The sequence below is a fragment of the Mycobacterium sp. NGS64 genome (assembly GCF_059812245.1).
Window position 1 is genome coordinate 30,664 of record NZ_JCALCI010000017.1, and the last position, 18,730, is coordinate 49,393.

Genomic DNA, 18,730 nt, shown 5'->3' on the forward strand with positions numbered 1-18,730 from the left:
CCGCTCGTGTCCGACACCAATCATGAAGACCCACCGACACATTCGCGGGCGGCCGGGCCGCAACATCTGCCATTCCGGCCGATCAATCGCGCACGCCGATCTCGTCGCAAATCGGCGGGATGATGATCAAATTGCCGCGCGGGGTGCAGAAGGGGTGCGGCGGTGGTGGCGGCGGCGAAGGCGGAGGCGTAAACACCGGCGCAGGAATGTCCGCCGACACGAAGCTGTTCAACGGGTTTCCGTGCGTGTCAACCATCCGCACATTGCCCTGCCCGAACGGAACCTCGTACCAGGTGTGGCACACACCCATGTCCCATTGGATGCCCCGGAACGGCAATCCTTGTCCGGGACACCAGTTATGCGGCTGCGGAGAAAATGTGTCGGCGCGCGCCGGAGCTGTTGACAGTCCCAATACGATGACGGCCACGCCAGCCGACAGCAGCGCGGCGGCGACGGTCCTCTGTATCGCGTGTTGGTGCGCCATGGCCTCGCGTTCCTTTCCCGGACGATCTCCGTCGCGGCCGAGTCCAGGCGAATCATCCTGTTAGACAAGGCAAGTCACTCCGCCGCGCGAGCGGTATCCCGCAAGGGCTGCCAGCCGGTGATCACGGCGTTCCCGAACACATGAAAGGGAACCCGCACGGTGGCTTCTGCGTCGCTTCCGGCGGCGGTGGATCGGGTCCCTCCCAGACACTGGCGTCAACGTTTCCGTGCCCCCACACGACGCCCCACCACGTGTGGCACTGAGACCTGTCCCAGTTAACGCCAAGCCCGTTTGACCCGCCCGGGCATCCGTGACCGGTCGCTGGGCGCAGTCCCATCGGATCTCCGGGGCAACATTTGTACGGCCCGGATGCGCCCGGCGGCACTGGCCCGTCTTCTGGCGAAAGGCCCTGCACCGGTGCCATAAGGCCGAGATGGGCTTGAGCGGTACCTGCGGCCAGGCATAAGCCCGCCGCAGCGACGCCGCCTGACAGCAGTGTCCGCGCGACGAACTTCTTGATGGTGTGCTTGGTGTTCATGTTGTGACTTCGCCTTCGGTCGATGCGCTGCCGGCTCACCCGTCGCTGCTGCCCGCCCAGGTGCGCGTGGGTATAAAGTGTGCGCCGCCGGGTGGGCACGGTTGATGGGCAATTTGGCCCATTTTTTGGCACTCGAAACAGCCAGCACCGTGGGGTCTTGCGGCCCGGATTCGGTCAGGGCCGCTTAATTCAGGGTCTCCCGACTAACCGGCCGATCCGACTTCCCTCCACAGCGAAGACGAGGATCGAGATCAGGGCCAAAACGCCACCAAGGACTGCACCCATACGCCACGAGGTGGCTCCGTACGTCCCGCTATTTCTCACGCGAACATCGAGCGTCGATCCGCCAGGAGCCTTTTGCGCCAGTATGCCGCTCTGTGCCGGACCGCCGATGTTCCATGTGCCCCAACAGGAACCGTCCTTACCCATGCTGCAGGCGCTATCTCTCCGAAAACCCCCTGGTGTTGCTAACGCCATCCGACAAATCCGCCGAAACCATTGCAGCCGCACGCGCGCTCACGGCATAGAGAAGACCTGCAGAGCCTCAGGCGAAACGCACACCTCGCGTACGCCACTCCGCGACGCGACGGGCTCAGCGGCCGGTCGGCTTCATCCACCTCCACAGACGGCCGAAGTCCCACAGGGGGCCCAAGCCCAACACGACGATGAGAAACAGGCCTCCGAAGATATGGCCGACGAAAAACCAGCTTGCCGACGGTGCCGTAAAGGCTGTGCCGCCACTCACATGAACGTCCGACGATCCGAGGTGCTGGACGCCAACGATCGGGCCGGTCTGTGATTGTCCGCCGACGCTCCATACAGCAGTGCAGCCTTCTGACAACGTAAACGAAGATCTAAAGTCGCCCGGGTCGGCCGGGTTGGAGCCCGGCACGCCGTAGCGGCACTCAATACCCGTCGCCGTCGTCGGCGTCCCAACCTGATACCCGTAGAATTGCCGCGCGCTGAAGCTAAGGAAGTACAGTCCCAACCCTACGAAAAAGATCGCGAACAACCAGCCCCTAATCCCCAGCGGCCGGCGATTCCGCCGTGTTTTCGATCCAACGCCCGCATCCGCCGCGTCCGCGTCCGCGGCGATGCGTTGTCCGCGGTCATTCTTGTCCACCACGTCCTCCTCCATCAGCAAATGGTCACGGTGTTCTGTTTATGGATGGAAACCCGTGAGGCGTGCCTCCCGGGTTGGGGCAAAACATCAGGCCGCACTGGACGTTTCCTGGGTTATCGCCCGGTGGATTGTCTCCATCCCAAACATCCGAACGAGACAGCGTCTGCTGCCGGTTCGGTTGGATCCACGGGACATTGCCCCAGCCGGTCGCAACCATGTACCAGGCATGGCAGACATTCATGTCCCGAACGTGCCGGTCGGGTATCTTGGGTTTCACCCCGAAGCTCATGTCCGGCCAGACGGGTAGTCCATGGACTGCCCTGGACACCAGGTAAGTGGTTCCGCGTTGGCTCGGACAGTGCCTACGCCCAGCGCCAAACTGGCCACCGCGACGCCGCCTGACAGTAGTGTCCCCGCGATGATCTTCTTCACGGTGTGAGTGGTGTTCATGTCGTGTTTACTTTGTCGTCGGTTGCCGTGCTCGGCAGGTCGTGCACACAGTGCAGTCCGCTCGGGCGGCTACCGATCCCAACAGCGCGGCGCGGCGGCGAGAGCGGTACGCGTCCGGGCGGCCCGCCCCGGGGCGCGTGTGAGTAGCATGCGCCGACGCGTCGGCGCGGTTGATGGGCAAGTAGGCCCATTTTTGGCGCCCGGTACAGGCGGCACCGTGGAGCCGTGTCAGAGCCCTGATGTGGATTGGCGTTGCAGTGCGTGGGCGGCGGCTTGGATGCGGTTGTCGACGCCGAGTTTGGCCAGGATCGCCGCGACATGGTGGGCAACGGTTCGGCGGCTGATGGTGAGTTCGGTGGCGATGTCGGCGTTGCTGTGACCCGCGGCGATCAGGGTGAGTATTTCTCGTTCGCGCCGGGTCAACCCGTCGGGGTCGGCCAGGATGTCGGCACGCCGGCTGCGGCGGGTGCGACCACGCAACTCGGTGAGCCGTTGTTGGGCGCGCCGCGCCGCGGCCCTGGCACCGAGGCTGTCGAAGGTCGCCAGTGCCGATTGCACGGCGGCGATATCGCCGCCGAGTTGGGCGATGGCCGCCTCGTAGGGGCAGCCGCGGCGCAGCCATTCCTCGACGGCGGCCTGCCAGTCGCCCCGGATCTCTAGCTCGAACGGTGTGGCGGGGTCGTCGCTGGAGGGTGCGGGGACAGCGCCGGTCAGATACAGCCAGCGGTGCAGCGCTCCGATCAGCCAGGGGTCAGCTCGGGCACCCGTGGCCGCCAGCCCTGCGTAGGCTTCACCGCGGCAGGTTTCGTCGTCGCCGGCCAGCCAGGCCGCCTCAGCACGCGCTGCCCACACCGAGAAGAACCGAAGGTGGTCCGTTTCGGCGCTGGCTAGGGCGTCGTTAAGCAGCGTGGCGGAGTGCTGTCCGCGCCGCGCATGGATTAGGGCGAGGATGAGCTGCGGCAGAATCCGGTTCACGGCGGCCAGGCCTGGCCGGGTGAGGAGATCTTCGGCAGCCGTGCGGGCGTGATCCCAGTCGCCGCGGTGCAGCCGCACCGCCGCATCGACCCCGACGACTAGGGCCTCGAAGGTGAACACGTTATGGTCACGGCAGTAGGCGAGCGAGTCAGTGATGTAGCGATCGGCGCGATCGATGTCGTAGTGCAGCGCCGCCAGCCAGCAAACGAGAGTCGCCAGCAGTCCGGCATGTTCGCCGCGGGTTTCGGTGACCATCGCTTCACGCCACGCCGATTCCAGCTGCTCCCAACCGGAGTCGGCGGTGAGGATCTGAGCCGTTGCGGCAGCCGCGCGGGCCCGGATAACCAGGGCGTTATCACCGATGCGCGTGCCTAAGGCGATGGCTCGGTCGGCGTAGTCAACGGCGGCCGAGTCGAATCCCCAGCTCCCGAACTCGGCCAAGTTGGCCAGCGCCCAGCCCAGCTGCGAACTCGGTCCGCCGTCTTGCACCAGCTCCAACGCGGCCCGTGCAGCATCGAAGGCCTCGCTGACCCGGCCCATTCCCCATAACTCATGGGACAGCCAGCGCAGATTCTCGCTTTGGCCGAGCGGATCACCCAGCGCGAGACGACATTGGATCGCCTCGCGCCACGATGACACCGCCGCCTCGGCGAGCCCGCACAGATAGCAGGTCAAGGCGTGCTGCTCGATCCAGCGCACCTTTTGTTCGGCGGGCACGCTATCGGCGTGGCGCAGCGTGAGCTCGTATAGCTCGGCGGCTTCCCGGTTCGCGCCAAGTACTGACGCCCGTTCGGCGGCCGCGGGCCCGTAACGGATGACGGCATCAGTATCGCTGGCCTGCTCGGCGTGAAATGCCAACGCCGCCAACGTATCCGGATCGATTGGCGGTTCGGCCAGCACCGCCAACGCCTGTTTATGCAACACTCGGCGCTGGTAGTTGGCGATCTGGTCAGCGGTGGCGCGGCGGGCCAGTTCGTGGCGGAAGTCGATGACGTCGTGCCCTTCCACCAGCACCCCGGCGTCGAGGCATTCGGCCAGTCCGACGGCGGCCGCGGGACAGACCTTTTCCACCAGGGCGACAGCGGCGCGTGGGCCGCAAACCGCAACCGCAGCAGCGGTCTCGCGCGCGGCCGGCGACAGGCGGGCCAGCCGGCCGCGGACCGCTTCGGCGATGCTGCGGGGCAAGCCCTGCCGGGTCAGCGCAGCCGGGCCGGCGGCCAGCACCTCGGTGACGAAAAACGGGTTACCCCCGGTCAATTCGTGTAGCTGCTCGGCGTTAACCCCGCTGCCGGTGGCCAGCTGCGCCACCGCACGGCGGCTCAGCGGCTCGAGCCCGATGCGGCGCACCGCCGCGCAGGTGGCCACATCCCCCAGGGCGACCGACAGTGGGTGCTGGCGGTCAAGTTCATCGTCGCGGTAGGACACCACCAGCAGCAGCGGCAGTGACTCGGTGCGCCGGGCCAGGAAGCGCAGCAGATCCAAGGTGGCACCGTCGGCCCAATGGGCGTCTTCGATCACCCATACCCAGGTGTGCCCGCCGCGCAGGACCGCCAGCAGCCGCCGGTAGAGCACGCCGGTATCACCGGATTGAATCGCCGCGTCCAGCGCGCCGGCAGCGGCGGGGCCCACCCCGGCCAACGCGTCAATCAGTGGCCCCAACGGGCGCGGTGCGGCCAGCGGATCACACCACCCCCGCAGTATCCGCATCGAGGAATCCAGCCCGGCCACAAAGTGATCCAGCACCGCGGTCTTTCCGACCCCGGCCTCCCCCCGCACCAAAACCAGCCGCCCCGCACCGCCGCGCGCAACCTGCCGCGCCACATTGCCGAGCTCGGCGAGCACCGCCGAGCGCTCCAGCAACCCCTCCACCGACGCCGCCTCGTTCTGACCAAGACCCCACCGTCTGTACCGGGTGCCAGAAAAATGGGCCCAATTGCCCATCAACCGCGCCTCCCCGCCGGCACACACTAAACAGACGCGCCCACGGGCCGCCGCGGCCACAGCAACCGCACATCCGGACATGATGCGGCTCTCACTGTATCCGCGACACCGCCCGGACGCGTCCCATTCCGCCGCTCACTCCCAACCATCACTGCTACTAGTTCGAAGGATCCGCACGTGTCATTCGTTTTCGCAGCGCCCGAGTATGTAGGGGCGGCAGCAACGGAGCTGGCCAGCATCGGTTCGAGCATCAGCTCCGCCAACGCCGCGGCCGCGGGCCCAACCACACGCCTGCTCGCCGCCGCCGAAGACGAGGTGTCGGCGGCGGTGGCGTCGCTGTTTGCCGCGCAGGGACAGGCCTTTCAGCAGCTCAGCGCTCAGGCCGCGGCGTTTTACGCCCAGTTCGTGCAGGCCCTGAGAGGCTCGGGCGGCGCCTATGCGGCCACCGAGGCGGCCAACGCCTCGCCGCTAGATGCCGCGTGGCAAGAGGTGCGCGGGGTGATCAACGCGCCCACCGAGCTGTTGCTCGGCACCCCGTTGATCGGCAAGGGCGTCAACGGCGCGCCGGGCACCGGGGCGCCCGGCGGGCCGGGGGGGTTGCTGTTCGGGCCCGGCGGTGACGGCGGCTCGGGTGCACCCGGACAGCCCGGCGGCCGCGGCGGCAACGCCTGGTTCTTCGGCAACGGTGGCCGGGGCGGCGCCGGTGGGACCGGCGTCACCGGCACCGCGGGCTCGGCGGCGGGCCACGCCGACGGCGGCACCGGCGGCACCGGCGGAACCGGCGGGGCGGGCGGCAATGGCGGGCTGATCATGGGCAGCGGCGGCGCCGGCGGTATCGGCGGGCTCGGCGGCCTCGGCGGTGCCGGCGGCGCTGGCATCTCTGGTGCGCTCGCCGGAAGCGGCACGAACGGTGGTCAAGGCGGCAACGGCGGCATGGGTGGGGTCGGGGGCGAGCCGGAGGGACTGTCGGGCTCGTTCGGCGGTCATGCGGGCGCCAACGGTAACGGCGGCGCCGGCGGCGACGGCGGCCAGGGCGGCCAGGGCGGTTCTCCGCTTCTTGGCGGCTCAGGCGGAAACGGCGGCAATGGCGGCAACGCCGGCGTCGGTGGCAGCGCGGGCGGCGCCGGCGCGGTCGCGGGCGTCGATGGCAACGGCGGCAACGGCGGCAACGGCGGCCACGGCGGCCTGTTCGCCGCCAGCGGCGACGTCGGCGGCAACGGCGGCACCGGCGGCAACGGCGGCAACAGCGTCGGCGGCAATGGCGGCGACGGCGGGAATGGCGGCGCCGGCGGTGGTGGCACGATCACCAACATCACGCAAGGCACCCTCGCCGGTGGTGGCGGCGGCGGTGGCGGCGCCGGCGGCCACAGCACCAGCGGCCACGGCGGTAACGGCGGCAAAGGCGGCGGCGGTGGTGAGGCCCAAATCAACCCGGGTTCCACCGCTTACGCCGACGGCCAAGGCGGCGACGGCGGCTACGGCAGCAGCTATGTCGGCCCCGCTGGCGGTCTCGGTGGCGGCGGGGGCGGCGGCGGCGCCGCAAGCGTCGGAGCCACCGGCACCGGGATCACCGGGGGCACCGGCTCCACCGGTGGCGGCGCCCTCGACGGCGGTGAAGGCGGCAGCGGCGGCTCCGCCGGCGGCGGCTCGGCGACCACCGCGGTTGTCGGGTCCGGCGGCGGTGGTGGCGGCGGCGGCGGAGGCATCCCCGGATTCGGTGGCAATGGCGGAGACGGGGGAGAAGCTGGAATCAATACCTCGGGCGGTGGCGCAATCTTTGGCGGCGGCTCCGGCGGCACCGGCGGCAACCCCGGCGCCCCGGGCGGGAGCGGAGGCAACGCCGGCATCGGCGGCGGTGGCGGCGGCGGAGCCATCGCGGGCAATGTCGGCACCGGCAACGGCGGTCACGGCGGCAACGGCGGCGGCTAGCACCAATTGTGTTCGGGAACACCGTGATCAGCGGCTCTGAGGCGAATTCCGTTTGGGGATCAACGCCGTTTCGTGGTAACCCGTCGGCGTCCTGGCACGAAGATCGACCCCGATCAGCGCGACACGCCCGCCAGCAGCAGGTCCAGCATGCGGGCCGTCTGCTCCGGCGAACCGGTGACCAGGAAGATGCCGAGCAGGCTGGCCACCACGTCGTCGGCGTGGACATCGGGACGCAGGCTGCCGTCGTCGGCGCCCGCCCGCAGCAGCGTGCCGACGGCGCCGACGATGCTGTCGAGGGTCTGGCTGGGCTGCAGGGCGCCGGAGGCGAAGATCGCCTGTAACGACTCGGCCATCCCGCGCTTGGCGGCGACAAAGCTGGCGTAGCGGTCCATCCACCGCCGCAGGGCCGTCCTGGGCGGATGGCGCTTGAGCAGCTCCTCGGCCGCCGCGGCCACCTCGGCGAGTTCGGCGCGGTAGATCGCCTCGACGAGGGCCTCCCGGGTCGGGAAATGGCGGTAAAGCGTGCCGATCCCGACGCCGGCGTCGCGCGCGATCGATTCCAGCGACACCGGCCGCCCCTCCGCGGTGGCAAACGCGGCGGTCGCCACCTGCAATAGCTTCTCGCGGTTGCGGCGCGCGTCGGATCGGGTCGGCTGAGCCAAAGCGGAGGTTCCTCCGTTTCTGCTAGGCTCGGACAAGCGGAGGATCCTCCGCATTTCTTACCAGTGTGTCAGACGGGAGCACCATGACAACCTTTCCCATCGTCGCCCGTGTCGGCTACGGCGCGATGCAACTGTTCGAGGGGGTCTCCGACGACGACGCGGCCGCGGTGCTGCGCCGCGCCGTCGAACTGGGCGTCAACCACATCGACACCGCGTCGTTCTACGGTCCCGGCGAGGTGAACCGGCGGATCCGCGCGGCGCTGGCCCCCTACCCCGAAGACCTCGTCATCGTCAGCAAGGTCGGCGCGCGATGGACCGGCGAAGAGCCGATGCCGCTGGCCGCCGCGCAACAACCCGCGGAGCTGCGCGCCGCGGTCGAGGACGACCTGCGCCAGCTCGGCCTGGACTGCGTACCGGTGGTCAACCTGCGGCGCATGGACCTCGGGCCTTCCGCGGCCGTCGAAGGCGACCAGGACGTCGACCTCGATGACCAGCTGGCCGAGATGATCGCGCTGCGCGACGAGGGCAAGATCGGCGCGATCGGCATCAGCAGCGTCCCGCTCGACGTGGTGCGCCGGGCCTTACCCGCGGGCATCGTCTGCGTGCAGAACGCCTACAGCCTCCTCGACCGGTCCCAGGAGGCCACGCTCGACCTGTGCAAGGCGGAGGGCATTGCGTGGGTGCCGTACTTCCCGTTGGGGTCGGCCTTCCCGGGCCTCCCGAAGGTCACCGACCACCCGGTGGTGGTCGAGGTCGCCGGCGAAATCGGCGCTACACCAGCTCAAATCGGGCTGGCATGGCTGCTGGCCCACTCCCCCAACACATTGCTCATTCCGGGGACGCGATCGGTGGCGCACCTCGAGGAGAACCTCGGCGCCGGGGACGTCGCGCTGGGTTCCGACGTGCTCGCACGGCTCGAGGCGCAGCCCGGCGGGTAACGTCGCTGCCGTGGGCAGCGTCGAACCCGTCCGGCCGCCGTGGTGGCTGAAGCCGGCAAACAAGCTCGTCATCCGGATGTCGCGGCTGGGAATGAGTTTCGGGGGTGAGAGCCCGGTCGTGCTGACGGTGAAAGGCCGCAAGTCCGGGCGGGACCGGACGACACCGGTGACCCCGATGACGGTCGACGGCCACGAGTTCGTCGTCGCCGGGTTCCCCGGCGCCGACTGGGTGGCCAACGCGCGCGCCGCCGGGCAGGCGACGGTGGCCCGGGGGCGGCGCGTCCAAACGGTGCGGATGGTGGAGTTGTCGCCCGACGATGCGCGGCCGATCCTGCGCGCCTTCCCGGCGGAGGTGCCCACCGGCGTCGGCTTCATGAAGCGGGCGGGGCTTGTGATCGACGGTCGCCCCGAGGAATTCGAAGCCCTGGCCGGCCGGTGCGCGGTGTTCCGGTTGGACCCGGTGTAGTCGCGATGCGGCGTGTGCTGTTGGTGGTGACGCTGCTGGTCGCCGCGTTGGGCGTGCCCCCGGCGCGGTCTTTCGGCGCGACGGGCTGCGCGCCCGGCGGCGACCCTCCCCCGTCCGGCGCCGCACAACGTAGGGTCGGCGATCTCGACTGGGACGGCCAGCCGGACACGTTGTGGGTCGGGCAGTTTCGCGACGGTGGCCGCACCAACCGAGTCGCCGGCGTCACGACGGCGAGCGGCGCAAACTCCGGCGTACAGATCGAGTCAGCAAGCCCAATCTCGTTGAGCGCCTTGGCGATCGACGCGCAACAAGACGGGCAGCACCAGATCATCGTCAGCGACGGCCGCAGCGCGCGCCTCTACGTGTTCGCCGACTGCCGACTGCAGGCCGCCGCCGACAACCAGGGCGCGCCGTTTCTGTTCGACCTGGCGAACCTGCGCGGCAACGGCACCGGAATCGGCTGCAGCGACCTCGGCCCACCGTCGCCCGGCCGGCACCTGGTCGGGCTGCAGGCCTTGAACCAGGACGGCCAGTGGACGGTGCGGCGCACCGAGATCAACCTCAACGGCACGCTGGCTACCATCGGAAAGTCCGACACCGTGGCGGCCACGTCCGCGCAGGACCCCGCGGTGGTCTCGGCGCAGACCATCGGCTGCGGCGACCTCACCATCAGCAAGGACGGAGTTCAACAGCCTTGAGTGACAACCCATTTGACGCGCAGGCCTGGCGACCCGTCGACGGATTCGACGACCTGACCGATATCACCTACCACCGCCACGTCACCGACGCCACGGTGCGGGTGGCGTTCGACCGCCCCGAGGTGCGCAACGCGTTTCGGCCGCACACCGTCGACGAGCTCTACCGGGCGCTCGACCACGCGCGCATGTCTCCCGACGTGGGCGTGGTGCTGCTGACCGGCAACGGCCCGTCGCCCAAGGACGGCGGCTGGGCGTTCTGCTCCGGCGGCGATCAGCGCATCCGCGGCCGGTCGGGCTATCAATACGCGAGCGGGGAGACCGCCGACACCGTCGACGCCGCCCGCGCCGGCCGGTTGCACATCCTCGAGGTGCAGCGGCTGATCCGGTTCATGCCCAAGGTGGTCATCTGCCTGGTCAACGGGTGGGCCGCCGGGGGCGGGCACAGCCTGCACGTGGTCTGCGACCTCACCCTGGCGAGCCGCGAGCACGCGCGCTTCAAGCAGACCGACGCCGATGTCGGCAGCTTCGACGGCGGCTACGGCAGCGCGTATCTGGCCCGTCAGGTCGGCCAGAAGTTCGCCCGCGAGATCTTCTTCCTGGGCCGGCCCTACACCGCCGAGCAGATGCACCACATGGGTGCGGTCAACGAGGTCGTGGATCACGTCGACCTCGAACGCACCGGCATCCAGTGGGCGGCCGAGATCAACGCGAAATCCCCTCAGGCGCAACGCATGCTGAAGTTCGCGTTTAACCTGCTCGACGACGGGCTGGTAGGCCAGCAGCTGTTCGCCGGCGAGGCCACCCGGCTGGCGTACATGACCGACGAGGCCGTGGAGGGCCGCGACGCGTTCCTGGAGAAGAGGCCGCCGGACTGGAGCGCGTTCCCGCGCTACTTCTAGGCGGCCGCGGGCCGCCGCCTAGACTCCGCACGTGAGCAAGAGCCCCCTCAGCAGATTCAGAGACCAGCTGGTGCTGGCGACCATGCGACCGCCCGCGTCCCCGCAGATACTGGTCAACCGGCCCGCGATCAAGCCGGTCGACCTCGACGGCAAGCGGATCCTGCTGACCGGGGCGTCGTCGGGCATCGGTGAGGCCGGGGCCGAACAACTGGCCCACGCCGGCGCGACGGTGGTCGTCGTCGCCCGCCGCGGGGATTTGCTCGAGGCGCTGGCGGACCGGATCGCGAAGGCCGGCGGCAGCGCGATACCGATCCCCTGTGACATCTCGGACCTGGACGCGGTCGACGCGCTGGTGGCCGACGTCGAAAAGCGCGTCGGCGGCGTCGACATCCTGATCAACAACGCCGGCCGGTCGATCCGCCGGCCCCTGGCCGAGTCGCTGGAACGCTGGCACGATGTGGAGCGGACCATGGTGCTTAACTACTACGCGCCGCTGCGGCTGATTCGCGGGCTCGCGCCCGCGATGCTCGAGCGCGGCGACGGCCACATCATCAACGTCTCGACGTGGGGAGTCCTGTCGGAGGCGTCGCCGCTGTTTTCGGTCTACAACGCCTCCAAGGCCGCGCTGTCGACGGTGAGCCGGGTCGTCGAAACCGAGTGGGGCCGAATGGGCGTCCATTCCACGACGCTGTACTACCCGCTGGTCGCCACGCCGATGATCGCGCCGACCAAGGCCTACGACGGGATGCCCGCGTTGACGTCCCAGGAGGCCGCCGAGTGGATGGTCACCGCGGCCCGCACCCGCCCGGTGCGGATCGCGCCGCGCATGGCGATCGCCGCCAAGGCGCTGGACACCTTCGGCCCCCGCTGGGTCAACACGCTCATGCAGCGCCAATCCATCCAGCCCAACCATGAAGCCTGACGTGATAGACACGAGGTTATGGAGATCCTGGCCAGCCGGATGTTGCTCCGGCCGGCGGACTATCAGCGGTCGCTGAGCTTCTACCGCGACGAGATCGGCCTGGCGATAGCCCGCGAATACGGTGCGGGGACGGTGTTTTTCGCGGGGCAGTCCCTGCTGGAGCTGGCCGGTTACGGCTCGCCGGACCATTCCCGCGGCCCGTTTCCCGGCGCGCTGTGGCTGCAGGTCCGCGACGTCGCGGCAACGCAGGCCGAGCTGGAGGGCCGCGGGGTTCCGATCGCTCGCGAGGCGCGGCGCGAGCCGTGGGGTTTGCGAGAGATGCACGTGACCGATCCGGACGGGATCACGCTGATCTTCGTCGAGGTCCCCGGCGACCATCCGCTGCGCCGCGATACCCGCGGCGACTGAGGGGGACCGTTCGGTTAACTAACGGCTAACATCAGAAGACAAGTCAAGGTACACCTGCGTTTCTGCCATTCCTGGGTTCGACAATTTAATCCCCCTACTACGAGAATCAGGCGCTGTGAACATCGATTTGTTCCTCCTAATCATTGTCGTAATCACGGCACTCGCATTCGATTTCACCAACGGCTTCCACGACACCGGCAACGCGATGGCAACGTCCATCGCCAGTGGGGCGCTGGCGCCCAAGGCCGCTGTCGCGTTGTCGGCGGTGCTGAACCTGGTGGGCGCGTTCATGTCCACCGCCGTCGCGGCCACGATCGCCAAAGGCCTCATCGACGGGCACATCGTGACGCTGGAACTGGTGTTTGCCGGCCTGGTCGGCGGCATCGTCTGGAACCTGCTCACCTGGCTCCTCGGCATCCCCTCCAGCTCGTCGCACGCGCTGATCGGCGGCATCGTCGGCGCCACACTCGCGGCCGTCGGCTCGCACGGGGTGATCTGGAAGGGTTTGGTGTCCAAGGTGCTGATCCCGGCCGTCGTCGCCGCGATCCTGGCCATCCTGGTCGGGGCGATCGCGACCTGGCTGGTCTACCGCGTCACCCGCGGCCTCGACACGTCGCGCACCGAGGCGGGCTTCCGGTACGGCCAGTGGGGGTCGGCGTCGCTGGTCTCCCTAGCGCACGGCACGGGTGACGCCCAGAAGACGATGGGCATCATCTTCCTGGCGCTGATGTCGTACGGCGCGGTCAGCAAGACCGAGGCGTCGCCACCGTTCTGGGTCATCCTCTGTTGCGCCCTGGCGATGGCGGCAGGCACCTACCTGGGCGGTTGGCGGATCATCCGCACCCTGGGCAAGGGACTCGTCGAGATCAAGTCACCGCAGGGCATGGCCGCCGAATCGTCCTCGGCCGCAGTCATTTTGCTGTCCACCCACTTCGGATACGCGCTGTCGACGACGCAGGTCTGCACCGGCTCGGTGATGGGCAGCGGGCTGGGCAAGCCCGGTGGCGAGGTCCGCTGGGGCGTGGCCGGCCGGATGGTGACCGCGTGGCTGATCACGCTCCCGTTGGCCGGATTGGTCGGGGCGATCACCTACTGGACCGTCCACCTCATCGGCGGCTACCCCGGGGCGATCATCGGCTTCGGGCTGCTGGTCGCGGTCTCCACGTTGATCTACATCCGGTCGCGGCGGGTCAAGGTCGACCACAAGAACGTCAACGCCGAATGGGAAGGCAGCCTCACCGCCGGCCTCGAGGGCGACGGACATCCGCCGTCCGATAGAGGGTCCAAGGTGGGGTCCGACGACGACACCGTGAGCGCGGGGAACCCCTCATGAGCCACTTCAGCGACTGGTTCAACTACCAGGCCTCCCTGCGGATCCTGATCTTCAGCATGCTGGCCGGGGCGTTCCTGCCGGGGATGTTCGCCCTCGGGCTGCGGTTCCAGGCGGTCGGGAGCGGAGAGGTCAGCCCCGACGGCAGCCCGCCGCACAAGAACCCGGTGCTGCTGGGGATCGCCTGGGTCATCTACGCAATAGTGCTGGCCGTGATCCTGTTCGCCCTGCTGTACATCTCGCGCGACTTCATCGCGCACCAGACGGGACAGGCGTTCTTGGGAGCCAAGCCCAAGTAGGATTGAATCGTCCACCCAGCCATCCCCCGCGCGGAGTGAGAGCAACGTGAACGGATTCCTCAGTTCGATTGTGTCGTGGTTGCGCGCGGGATACCCCGAGGGCGTCCCGCCGACCGACACCTTCCCGGTGCTCGCCCTGCTGACCCGACGATTGGGTCACGACGAGGTCATCGCCGTGGCGCGCGAACTCATGGAGCGCGGCTGTTTCGACGACATCGACATCGGTGTGGCGATCAGCAAGATCACCGACGAGTTGCCGTCCGAAGGGGACGTGGAGCGGGTGCGGGCGCGGTTGGCCGCCCACGGTTGGCCGTTCGACGAGCCCAGCGGCGCCGCGGAGGACCCCGCATAGCCCTGCTGCGCGCGCTCCGCGTCGCGTCGGGCTCCGCCGCCCCGTTGTTGTTGCCCGCCCTGGAGCGGGTGCTGGGCGGGCGTGATTCGGCGCTGGTAACGCTGCCGGCCGACGACGACCGCACGGCGGCCGGGCTGCGGGTGGGTGAGCCCATCGACGACGATGTGGCCCTGGTCGTGACGACGTCGGGCACCACCGGTGCACCGAAGGGCGCGCTGCTGACCGCCGCCGCCCTGACCGCCAGCGCGACGGCCACCCACGACCGCCTCGGCGGGCCCGGCGCCTGGCTGCTGGCGTTGCCGCCGTACCACATCGCCGGGGTGCAGGTGCTGGTGCGCAGCGTGCTCGCCGGCTCGACGCCCGTCGAGCTGGACGTCTCCCATGGCTTCGATGTCACCGAATTGCCTTCTGCCGTAAGGCGATTGGGGGCCGGGCGGCGGTATGCGTCGCTCGTCGCCGCCCAGCTGGCCAAGGCCCTCGCCGACCCGTCGGCCGCGGGCGCGCTCGCCGAATTGGACGCGGTGCTGCTCGGCGGCGGGCCGGCCCCGCGGCCGATCCTGGACGCCGCCGCGGCGGCGGGCATCGCGGTGGTGCGCACATATGGGATGAGCGAGACCGCGGGGGGTTGCGTCTACGATGGCCTCCCGCTGGACGGGGTGGCGCTGCGGGTGGCGCCCAGCGGGCGCATCGTCATCGGCGGCGCGACGCTGGCCAGCGGGTATCGCAACCCGGTGGAGCCCGACCCGTTCGCCGAGCCGGGCTGGTTTCACACCGACGACCTGGGCGCGATCGACGGCAGGGGGGTGCTGACCGTGCTGGGCCGGGCCGACGACGCGATCAGCACCGGCGGGCTGACCGTGCTGCCGCAGCCGGTCGAGGCCGCGCTGAGCACCCACCCCGCCGTCGGCGACTGCGCGGTGTTCGGCCTGGCCGACGACCGGCTGGGGCAGCGGGTGGTCGCGGCGATCGTGGTGCGCGAGGGCTGCGACGCGCCGACGCTCGAGGCGCTGCGTGCCCATGTCAGCCGTGCGCTGGAGGCGACCGCCGCGCCCCGCGAGCTGCACGTGGTGGACGCGCTGCCGCGGCGCGGCATCGGCAAGGTCGACCGCGCGGCGCTGGTGCGCCGGTTCTCCGGCACGGACTAATAGGCTGGGCGACCGTGAGGGTCGCGCGACGGGAGTCAGTTGCCGTCGCGCTCGCGGCCGTGCTGGTGGCGGCGGCGTTCGTGCTGCCGCACCTGCACTGGGGGGTTCGGCCGCGGCTGGACGTCGCCCAGGAGCGGTTCGGCACGCGCACCGGGGCCACGCCCATCTTCGGGGCGTGGGAGATCCACGCCAGCTGGGGAACCGGGGCGGCCATCCTGATCGCGGTGGCCGCCGTGGTGTGGGGTCCCCGTGTGGCGCAACGGCTTTCGTGGCGGGCGCTGACGCTCGGGACGTGGGCCACCGCTTGCGCATGGGCGTTCGCGCTGGCGCTGATCGACGGCTGGCAACGCGGCTTCGCCGGGCGGCTGACCACCAGGGACGAGTACCTGTCGCAGGTGCCCAGCATCACCGACATCCCCGCCGCGGTGCGCACGTTCTCCAGTCGCATCGTCGACTACCAACCGAACTCGTGGGTGACGCACGTGTCGGGGCATCCGCCGGGCGCGCTCCTGACGTTCGTCTGGCTGGACCGGATCGGGTTGCACGGCGGCGCCTGGGCCGGGCTGCTGTGCCTGCTGGCCGGGTCCAGCGCGGCGGCGGCCGTCGTGGTCGCGGTGCGCGCGCTGGCCGACGAACAGACCGCGCGGCGGGCGGCGCCGTTCGTCGCGGTCGCCCCGACGGCGATCTGGGTCGCGGTCTCGGCCGACGGCTATTTCGCCGGGGTTGCGGCGTGGGGGCTGGCGCTGTTGGCCGTGGCGGTGCGCCGCCCCGTCCGGTTCCCCGCGTTGGTGGCCGCCGGCGCGGGCCTGCTGCTGGGGTGGAGCGTCTTCCTGAGCTACGGCCTGATGCTGCTGGGGCTGCCGGCGTGGGCGGTGCTGGTCTCGGCGACCGACTGGCGCGCGGTGCTGCGCGCGGTCGGCCCCGCGGCGCTGGCCGCGCTGGCGGTGGCGGTGGCGTTCGCCGTCGCGGGATTTTATTGGTTCGACGGGTATGCCCTTGTGCAGCAACGCTATTGGCAGGGCATCGCCAAGGACCGGCCGTTTCAGTATTGGGTGTGGGCCAACCTGGCCAGCGTGGTGTGCGCGATCGGATTGGGCAGCGTCGCCGGCATCACGCGGGTGTTCGACCGGTCCGCCATCCGCCGGCGCTCCGGCTTCCACCTGGTGCTGCTGGCGATGCTGGCCGCCGTCGCGTGTGCGGACCTTTCCATGCTGAGCAAGGCCGAGGTCGAGCGGATCTGGCTGCCGTTCACCGTCTGGCTGACCGCGGCGCCCGCGCTGCTGCCGGTGCGCTCACACCGACTGTGGCTGGCGGTCAACGCCGTCGGGGCGTTGGTCGTGAACACCGTCATCGTCACCAATTGGTGATTGCGTGTGAACTGAGGGCTTTGCGTGTGCATACAGGGCGGGATTTCGATTTTTCCGCCCAGAGTTCACACGAAAAGCCATGGATTCACACACGCAATGCGCGGAAGACGGCGCCGCCACGGCAAGTGTGAACCGACGGTTATGCGTGTGAACCGACGGCTTTGCGTGTGTATCCACGGCGGGATTTCGGCGATTTTTCCGCCAAGGGTTCACACGAAAAGCCATGGATTCACACGCATTAGAGCCCGGCCGCGCGGGTGACCCGCGCGAAGCGACTGGCGGCCGGGCACGCGTCGCGGACCGCGCCGACGTCGTCGGCCACGTCGATGTCGGCCAGGAGTTGCACCGATATCACGTCGATGCCGTCGTCGCGCAACGCTTTCAACGTCAATTCCCCGGTGTCGGGCCGAGACATCGGCACACCGCGCAGGCATTCGGCCATCGCCGGCGCGCGGACGCCCAGCACCCACCAGCCGCCGTCGTGCGCCAGCCCCAGGATTGCCGGCGCGTCGAGCAGGCGGCGCGCGCAGTCGGCCAGCAGCTCGGCGGTGACCTGGGGGGTGTCCATCCCGATTTGCAGTACCGGGTATCCGTCCGCCGAGTCGGCGTGGGCGTTGGCGAGCCGGTCGGCGAAGTCGTCCCCGCGCTGCGCGATCACGGTGAACGACTCGAGCCGTCGCCGGATCTCGGCGGCGCCCGCCGCCGCTGCGAGATCGCCGGTCAGCGCCACCACCCGCGCCGCGACCGGCGCGGCGGCCACGGCGTCCAGCGTGTCCAGCAGCGCGGCGGCGGCGATGTCGGCGGCCACGCGGTCACCGACGGTCGCCGCGAGGCGCGTCTTGGCCCGGCCCGGCTCGGGCGCCTTGGCGACCACCAGGACGGTCACCGGCAGGACGCTCACGAGATCACCTTCCAGAAGTCCAGGATCGCGGTGATGCTGCCCCGCAGCGATCCGCTGACCTTCGACTTGCCACCGGTGCGTGGGCCGTAGCTGACGTCGAGCTCGACCACGCGCCAGCCGGCCGCGGCGGCCCGGACGAGCAATTCCAGCGGGTAGCCCGATCGCCGGTCGGCGACGCCGAGGTTCAGCAGCGCGTCGCGCCGGGCGACGCGCATCGGCGCGATGTCGTGCACCGGCAGGCCGTGGCGGGTGCGCAGCCGCCAGCTCATCACCACGGTGCCCACCCGCGCGACCCACGGCCAGTGCAGCCCGGGCACCGGCCGCCGCCGCCCGGTCACCAGGTCGGCGCCGCATTCGAGTGCGGCGACCAGCCGCGGCAGGTCGCCGGGGTCCATGGAGCCGTCGGCATCGATGACCGCGACGATCGGGGTCGTCGCGGCCACCACGCCGGCGTGCACCGCCGACCCGTAGCCGGCCCGCGGCTCGGCGACCACCCGGGCGCCGAAACGGGTTGCCACCGCCGCGGTTTGGTCGGTGCTGTTGTTGTCGACGACCAGCGCCCGATAACCCGCGGGGATGGCCGCCAGCACCCCCGGCAGCGACTCCTCTTCGTTGAGGCAGGGCAACACCACCGTGACCGCGTCGTCGGGCATGCGCTGGGCCGCGATCAGTGATGGGTGGTGGCCGGCGGCGGCTTCGGAGTCACCGGCTGCTGCGGGGTCACCGGCTGCTGGGTATGCGGAACGGTCTGCTGCGTCTGCGGCGGAATGGTTTGCTGCGTCTGCGGTTTCGTCGGCGGCGGCGCCTGCGTCGTCGGCGGGGGTGCCTGCGTCGTCACCGGCGCCTGCGTCGTCACCGGCGCCTGCGTGGTGGTCACCTTCGGGGCCAGCGTCGTCGTCGGCT

Annotated in this window: 19 protein-coding genes; 12 read left to right on the forward strand and 7 right to left on the reverse strand. The window is 69.9% G+C overall.

Going from position 1 to position 18,730, the window contains the following annotated elements; translation table 11 throughout:
• Positions 1–82: 82 nt before the first annotated feature.
• From AC5Y4S_RS28600 to AC5Y4S_RS28610, 3 genes are all read right to left on the reverse strand, one after another.
• Positions 83–427, reverse strand: coding sequence for a hypothetical protein (locus AC5Y4S_RS28600; protein WP_500035906.1), 345 nt, complete (start codon positions 425–427; stop codon positions 83–85).
• Between the two features lie 1,187 nt (positions 428–1,614).
• Positions 1,615–2,160: a hypothetical protein gene (locus tag AC5Y4S_RS28605; RefSeq protein WP_500035907.1), complete on the reverse strand. Its 546-nt coding sequence runs from the start codon at positions 2,158–2,160 to the stop codon at positions 1,615–1,617.
• Between the two features lie 663 nt (positions 2,161–2,823).
• Entirely contained in the window at positions 2,824–5,439 is a 2,616-nt protein-coding gene (locus tag AC5Y4S_RS28610) for an ATP-binding protein (RefSeq protein ID WP_500035908.1), read from the reverse strand.
• 249 nt (positions 5,440–5,688) lie between these two features.
• On the opposite strand from AC5Y4S_RS28610, the gene AC5Y4S_RS28615 reads away from it, so the two are divergent.
• A complete protein-coding gene (locus AC5Y4S_RS28615; RefSeq protein ID WP_500035909.1) occupies positions 5,689–7,440 on the forward strand; it encodes a PE family protein in 1,752 nt (583 codons plus the stop codon).
• Positions 7,441–7,553: 113 nt separating this feature from the next.
• Here AC5Y4S_RS28615 and AC5Y4S_RS28620 read toward each other — a convergent pair whose 3' ends face one another.
• Positions 7,554–8,102, reverse strand: a complete 549-nt coding sequence (locus tag AC5Y4S_RS28620; protein ID WP_500035910.1) for a TetR/AcrR family transcriptional regulator — start codon at positions 8,100–8,102, stop codon at positions 7,554–7,556.
• 83 nt (positions 8,103–8,185) lie between these two features.
• Between AC5Y4S_RS28620 and AC5Y4S_RS28625 the strand changes: the two genes are divergently transcribed.
• The 11 genes from AC5Y4S_RS28625 to AC5Y4S_RS28675 all read left to right on the forward strand — a co-directional run bounded on the left by AC5Y4S_RS28625 (position 8,186) and on the right by AC5Y4S_RS28675 (position 16,926).
• The gene (locus tag AC5Y4S_RS28625) at positions 8,186–9,040 is read left to right on the forward strand and encodes an aldo/keto reductase (RefSeq protein WP_500035911.1); all 855 of its coding nucleotides are present in this window, start codon (positions 8,186–8,188) and stop codon (positions 9,038–9,040) included.
• A 10-nt stretch (positions 9,041–9,050) separates the two neighbouring features.
• Positions 9,051–9,506, forward strand: a complete 456-nt coding sequence (locus tag AC5Y4S_RS28630; protein WP_500035912.1) for a nitroreductase family deazaflavin-dependent oxidoreductase — start codon at positions 9,051–9,053, stop codon at positions 9,504–9,506.
• Between the two features lie 5 nt (positions 9,507–9,511).
• Positions 9,512–10,204 carry a hypothetical protein gene (locus tag AC5Y4S_RS28635; protein WP_500035913.1) on the forward strand — a complete coding sequence of 231 codons (693 nt, stop codon included), beginning with the start codon at positions 9,512–9,514 and terminating at the stop codon, positions 10,202–10,204.
• Complete coding sequence (locus tag AC5Y4S_RS28640) at positions 10,201–11,103, forward strand: 1,4-dihydroxy-2-naphthoyl-CoA synthase (protein WP_500035914.1); 903 nt, start codon at positions 10,201–10,203, stop codon at positions 11,101–11,103. The genes AC5Y4S_RS28635 and AC5Y4S_RS28640 overlap by 4 nt, the downstream gene beginning before the upstream one ends.
• A 31-nt stretch (positions 11,104–11,134) precedes the next feature.
• Complete coding sequence (locus AC5Y4S_RS28645; protein ID WP_500035915.1) at positions 11,135–12,025, forward strand: SDR family oxidoreductase; 891 nt, start codon at positions 11,135–11,137, stop codon at positions 12,023–12,025.
• Between the two features lie 18 nt (positions 12,026–12,043).
• The gene (locus AC5Y4S_RS28650) at positions 12,044–12,433 is read left to right on the forward strand and encodes a VOC family protein (RefSeq protein ID WP_068109545.1); all 390 of its coding nucleotides are present in this window, start codon (positions 12,044–12,046) and stop codon (positions 12,431–12,433) included.
• Between the two features lie 115 nt (positions 12,434–12,548).
• Positions 12,549–13,766, forward strand: a complete 1,218-nt coding sequence (locus AC5Y4S_RS28655) for an inorganic phosphate transporter (protein WP_068177496.1) — start codon at positions 12,549–12,551, stop codon at positions 13,764–13,766.
• Complete coding sequence (locus AC5Y4S_RS28660) at positions 13,763–14,062, forward strand: hypothetical protein (protein WP_068109538.1); 300 nt, start codon at positions 13,763–13,765, stop codon at positions 14,060–14,062. The genes AC5Y4S_RS28655 and AC5Y4S_RS28660 overlap by 4 nt, the downstream gene beginning before the upstream one ends.
• Positions 14,063–14,108: 46 nt before the next feature.
• Positions 14,109–14,414: a DUF3349 domain-containing protein gene (locus tag AC5Y4S_RS28665; protein WP_500035916.1), complete on the forward strand. Its 306-nt coding sequence runs from the start codon at positions 14,109–14,111 to the stop codon at positions 14,412–14,414.
• 68 nt (positions 14,415–14,482) lie between these two features.
• Complete coding sequence (gene menE, locus AC5Y4S_RS28670; protein ID WP_500035922.1) at positions 14,483–15,559, forward strand: o-succinylbenzoate--CoA ligase; 1,077 nt, start codon at positions 14,483–14,485, stop codon at positions 15,557–15,559.
• A gap of 14 nt (positions 15,560–15,573) precedes the next feature.
• A complete protein-coding gene (locus tag AC5Y4S_RS28675; protein WP_500035917.1) occupies positions 15,574–16,926 on the forward strand; it encodes a hypothetical protein in 1,353 nt (450 codons plus the stop codon).
• Between the two features lie 238 nt (positions 16,927–17,164).
• Here the strand turns inward: AC5Y4S_RS28675 and AC5Y4S_RS28680 are convergent, their stop codons facing one another.
• From AC5Y4S_RS28680 to AC5Y4S_RS28690, 3 genes are all read right to left on the reverse strand, one after another.
• Positions 17,165–17,827 (reverse strand): TIGR04282 family arsenosugar biosynthesis glycosyltransferase, encoded by a 663-nt coding sequence (locus AC5Y4S_RS28680; protein WP_500035918.1) that lies wholly within the window; start codon positions 17,825–17,827, stop codon positions 17,165–17,167.
• Positions 17,824–18,480 carry a glycosyltransferase family 2 protein gene (locus tag AC5Y4S_RS28685; protein ID WP_500035919.1) on the reverse strand — a complete coding sequence of 219 codons (657 nt, stop codon included), beginning with the start codon at positions 18,478–18,480 and terminating at the stop codon, positions 17,824–17,826. The genes AC5Y4S_RS28680 and AC5Y4S_RS28685 overlap by 4 nt, the downstream gene beginning before the upstream one ends.
• 14 nt (positions 18,481–18,494) lie before the next feature.
• Positions 18,495–18,730: hypothetical protein (locus AC5Y4S_RS28690; RefSeq protein WP_500035920.1), on the reverse strand; the 236-nt coding region annotated here is incomplete at its 5' end.

Bases quoted from the DNA above. Each gene is read 5' to 3' on its own strand.
- AC5Y4S_RS28605 (WP_500035907.1), bottom strand. From the start codon at position 2,160: ATGGAGGAGGACGTGGTGGACAAGAATGACCGCGGACAACGCATCGCC.
- AC5Y4S_RS28625 (WP_500035911.1), top strand. From the start codon at position 8,186: ATGACAACCTTTCCCATCGTCGCCCGTGTCGGCTACGGCGCGATGCAA.
- AC5Y4S_RS28635 (WP_500035913.1), top strand. From the start codon at position 9,512: ATGCGGCGTGTGCTGTTGGTGGTGACGCTGCTGGTCGCCGCGTTGGGC.
- AC5Y4S_RS28650 (WP_068109545.1), top strand. From the start codon at position 12,044: ATGGAGATCCTGGCCAGCCGGATGTTGCTCCGGCCGGCGGACTATCAG.
- AC5Y4S_RS28660 (WP_068109538.1), top strand. From the start codon at position 13,763: ATGAGCCACTTCAGCGACTGGTTCAACTACCAGGCCTCCCTGCGGATC.
- AC5Y4S_RS28685 (WP_500035919.1), bottom strand. From the start codon at position 18,480: ATGCCCGACGACGCGGTCACGGTGGTGTTGCCCTGCCTCAACGAAGAG.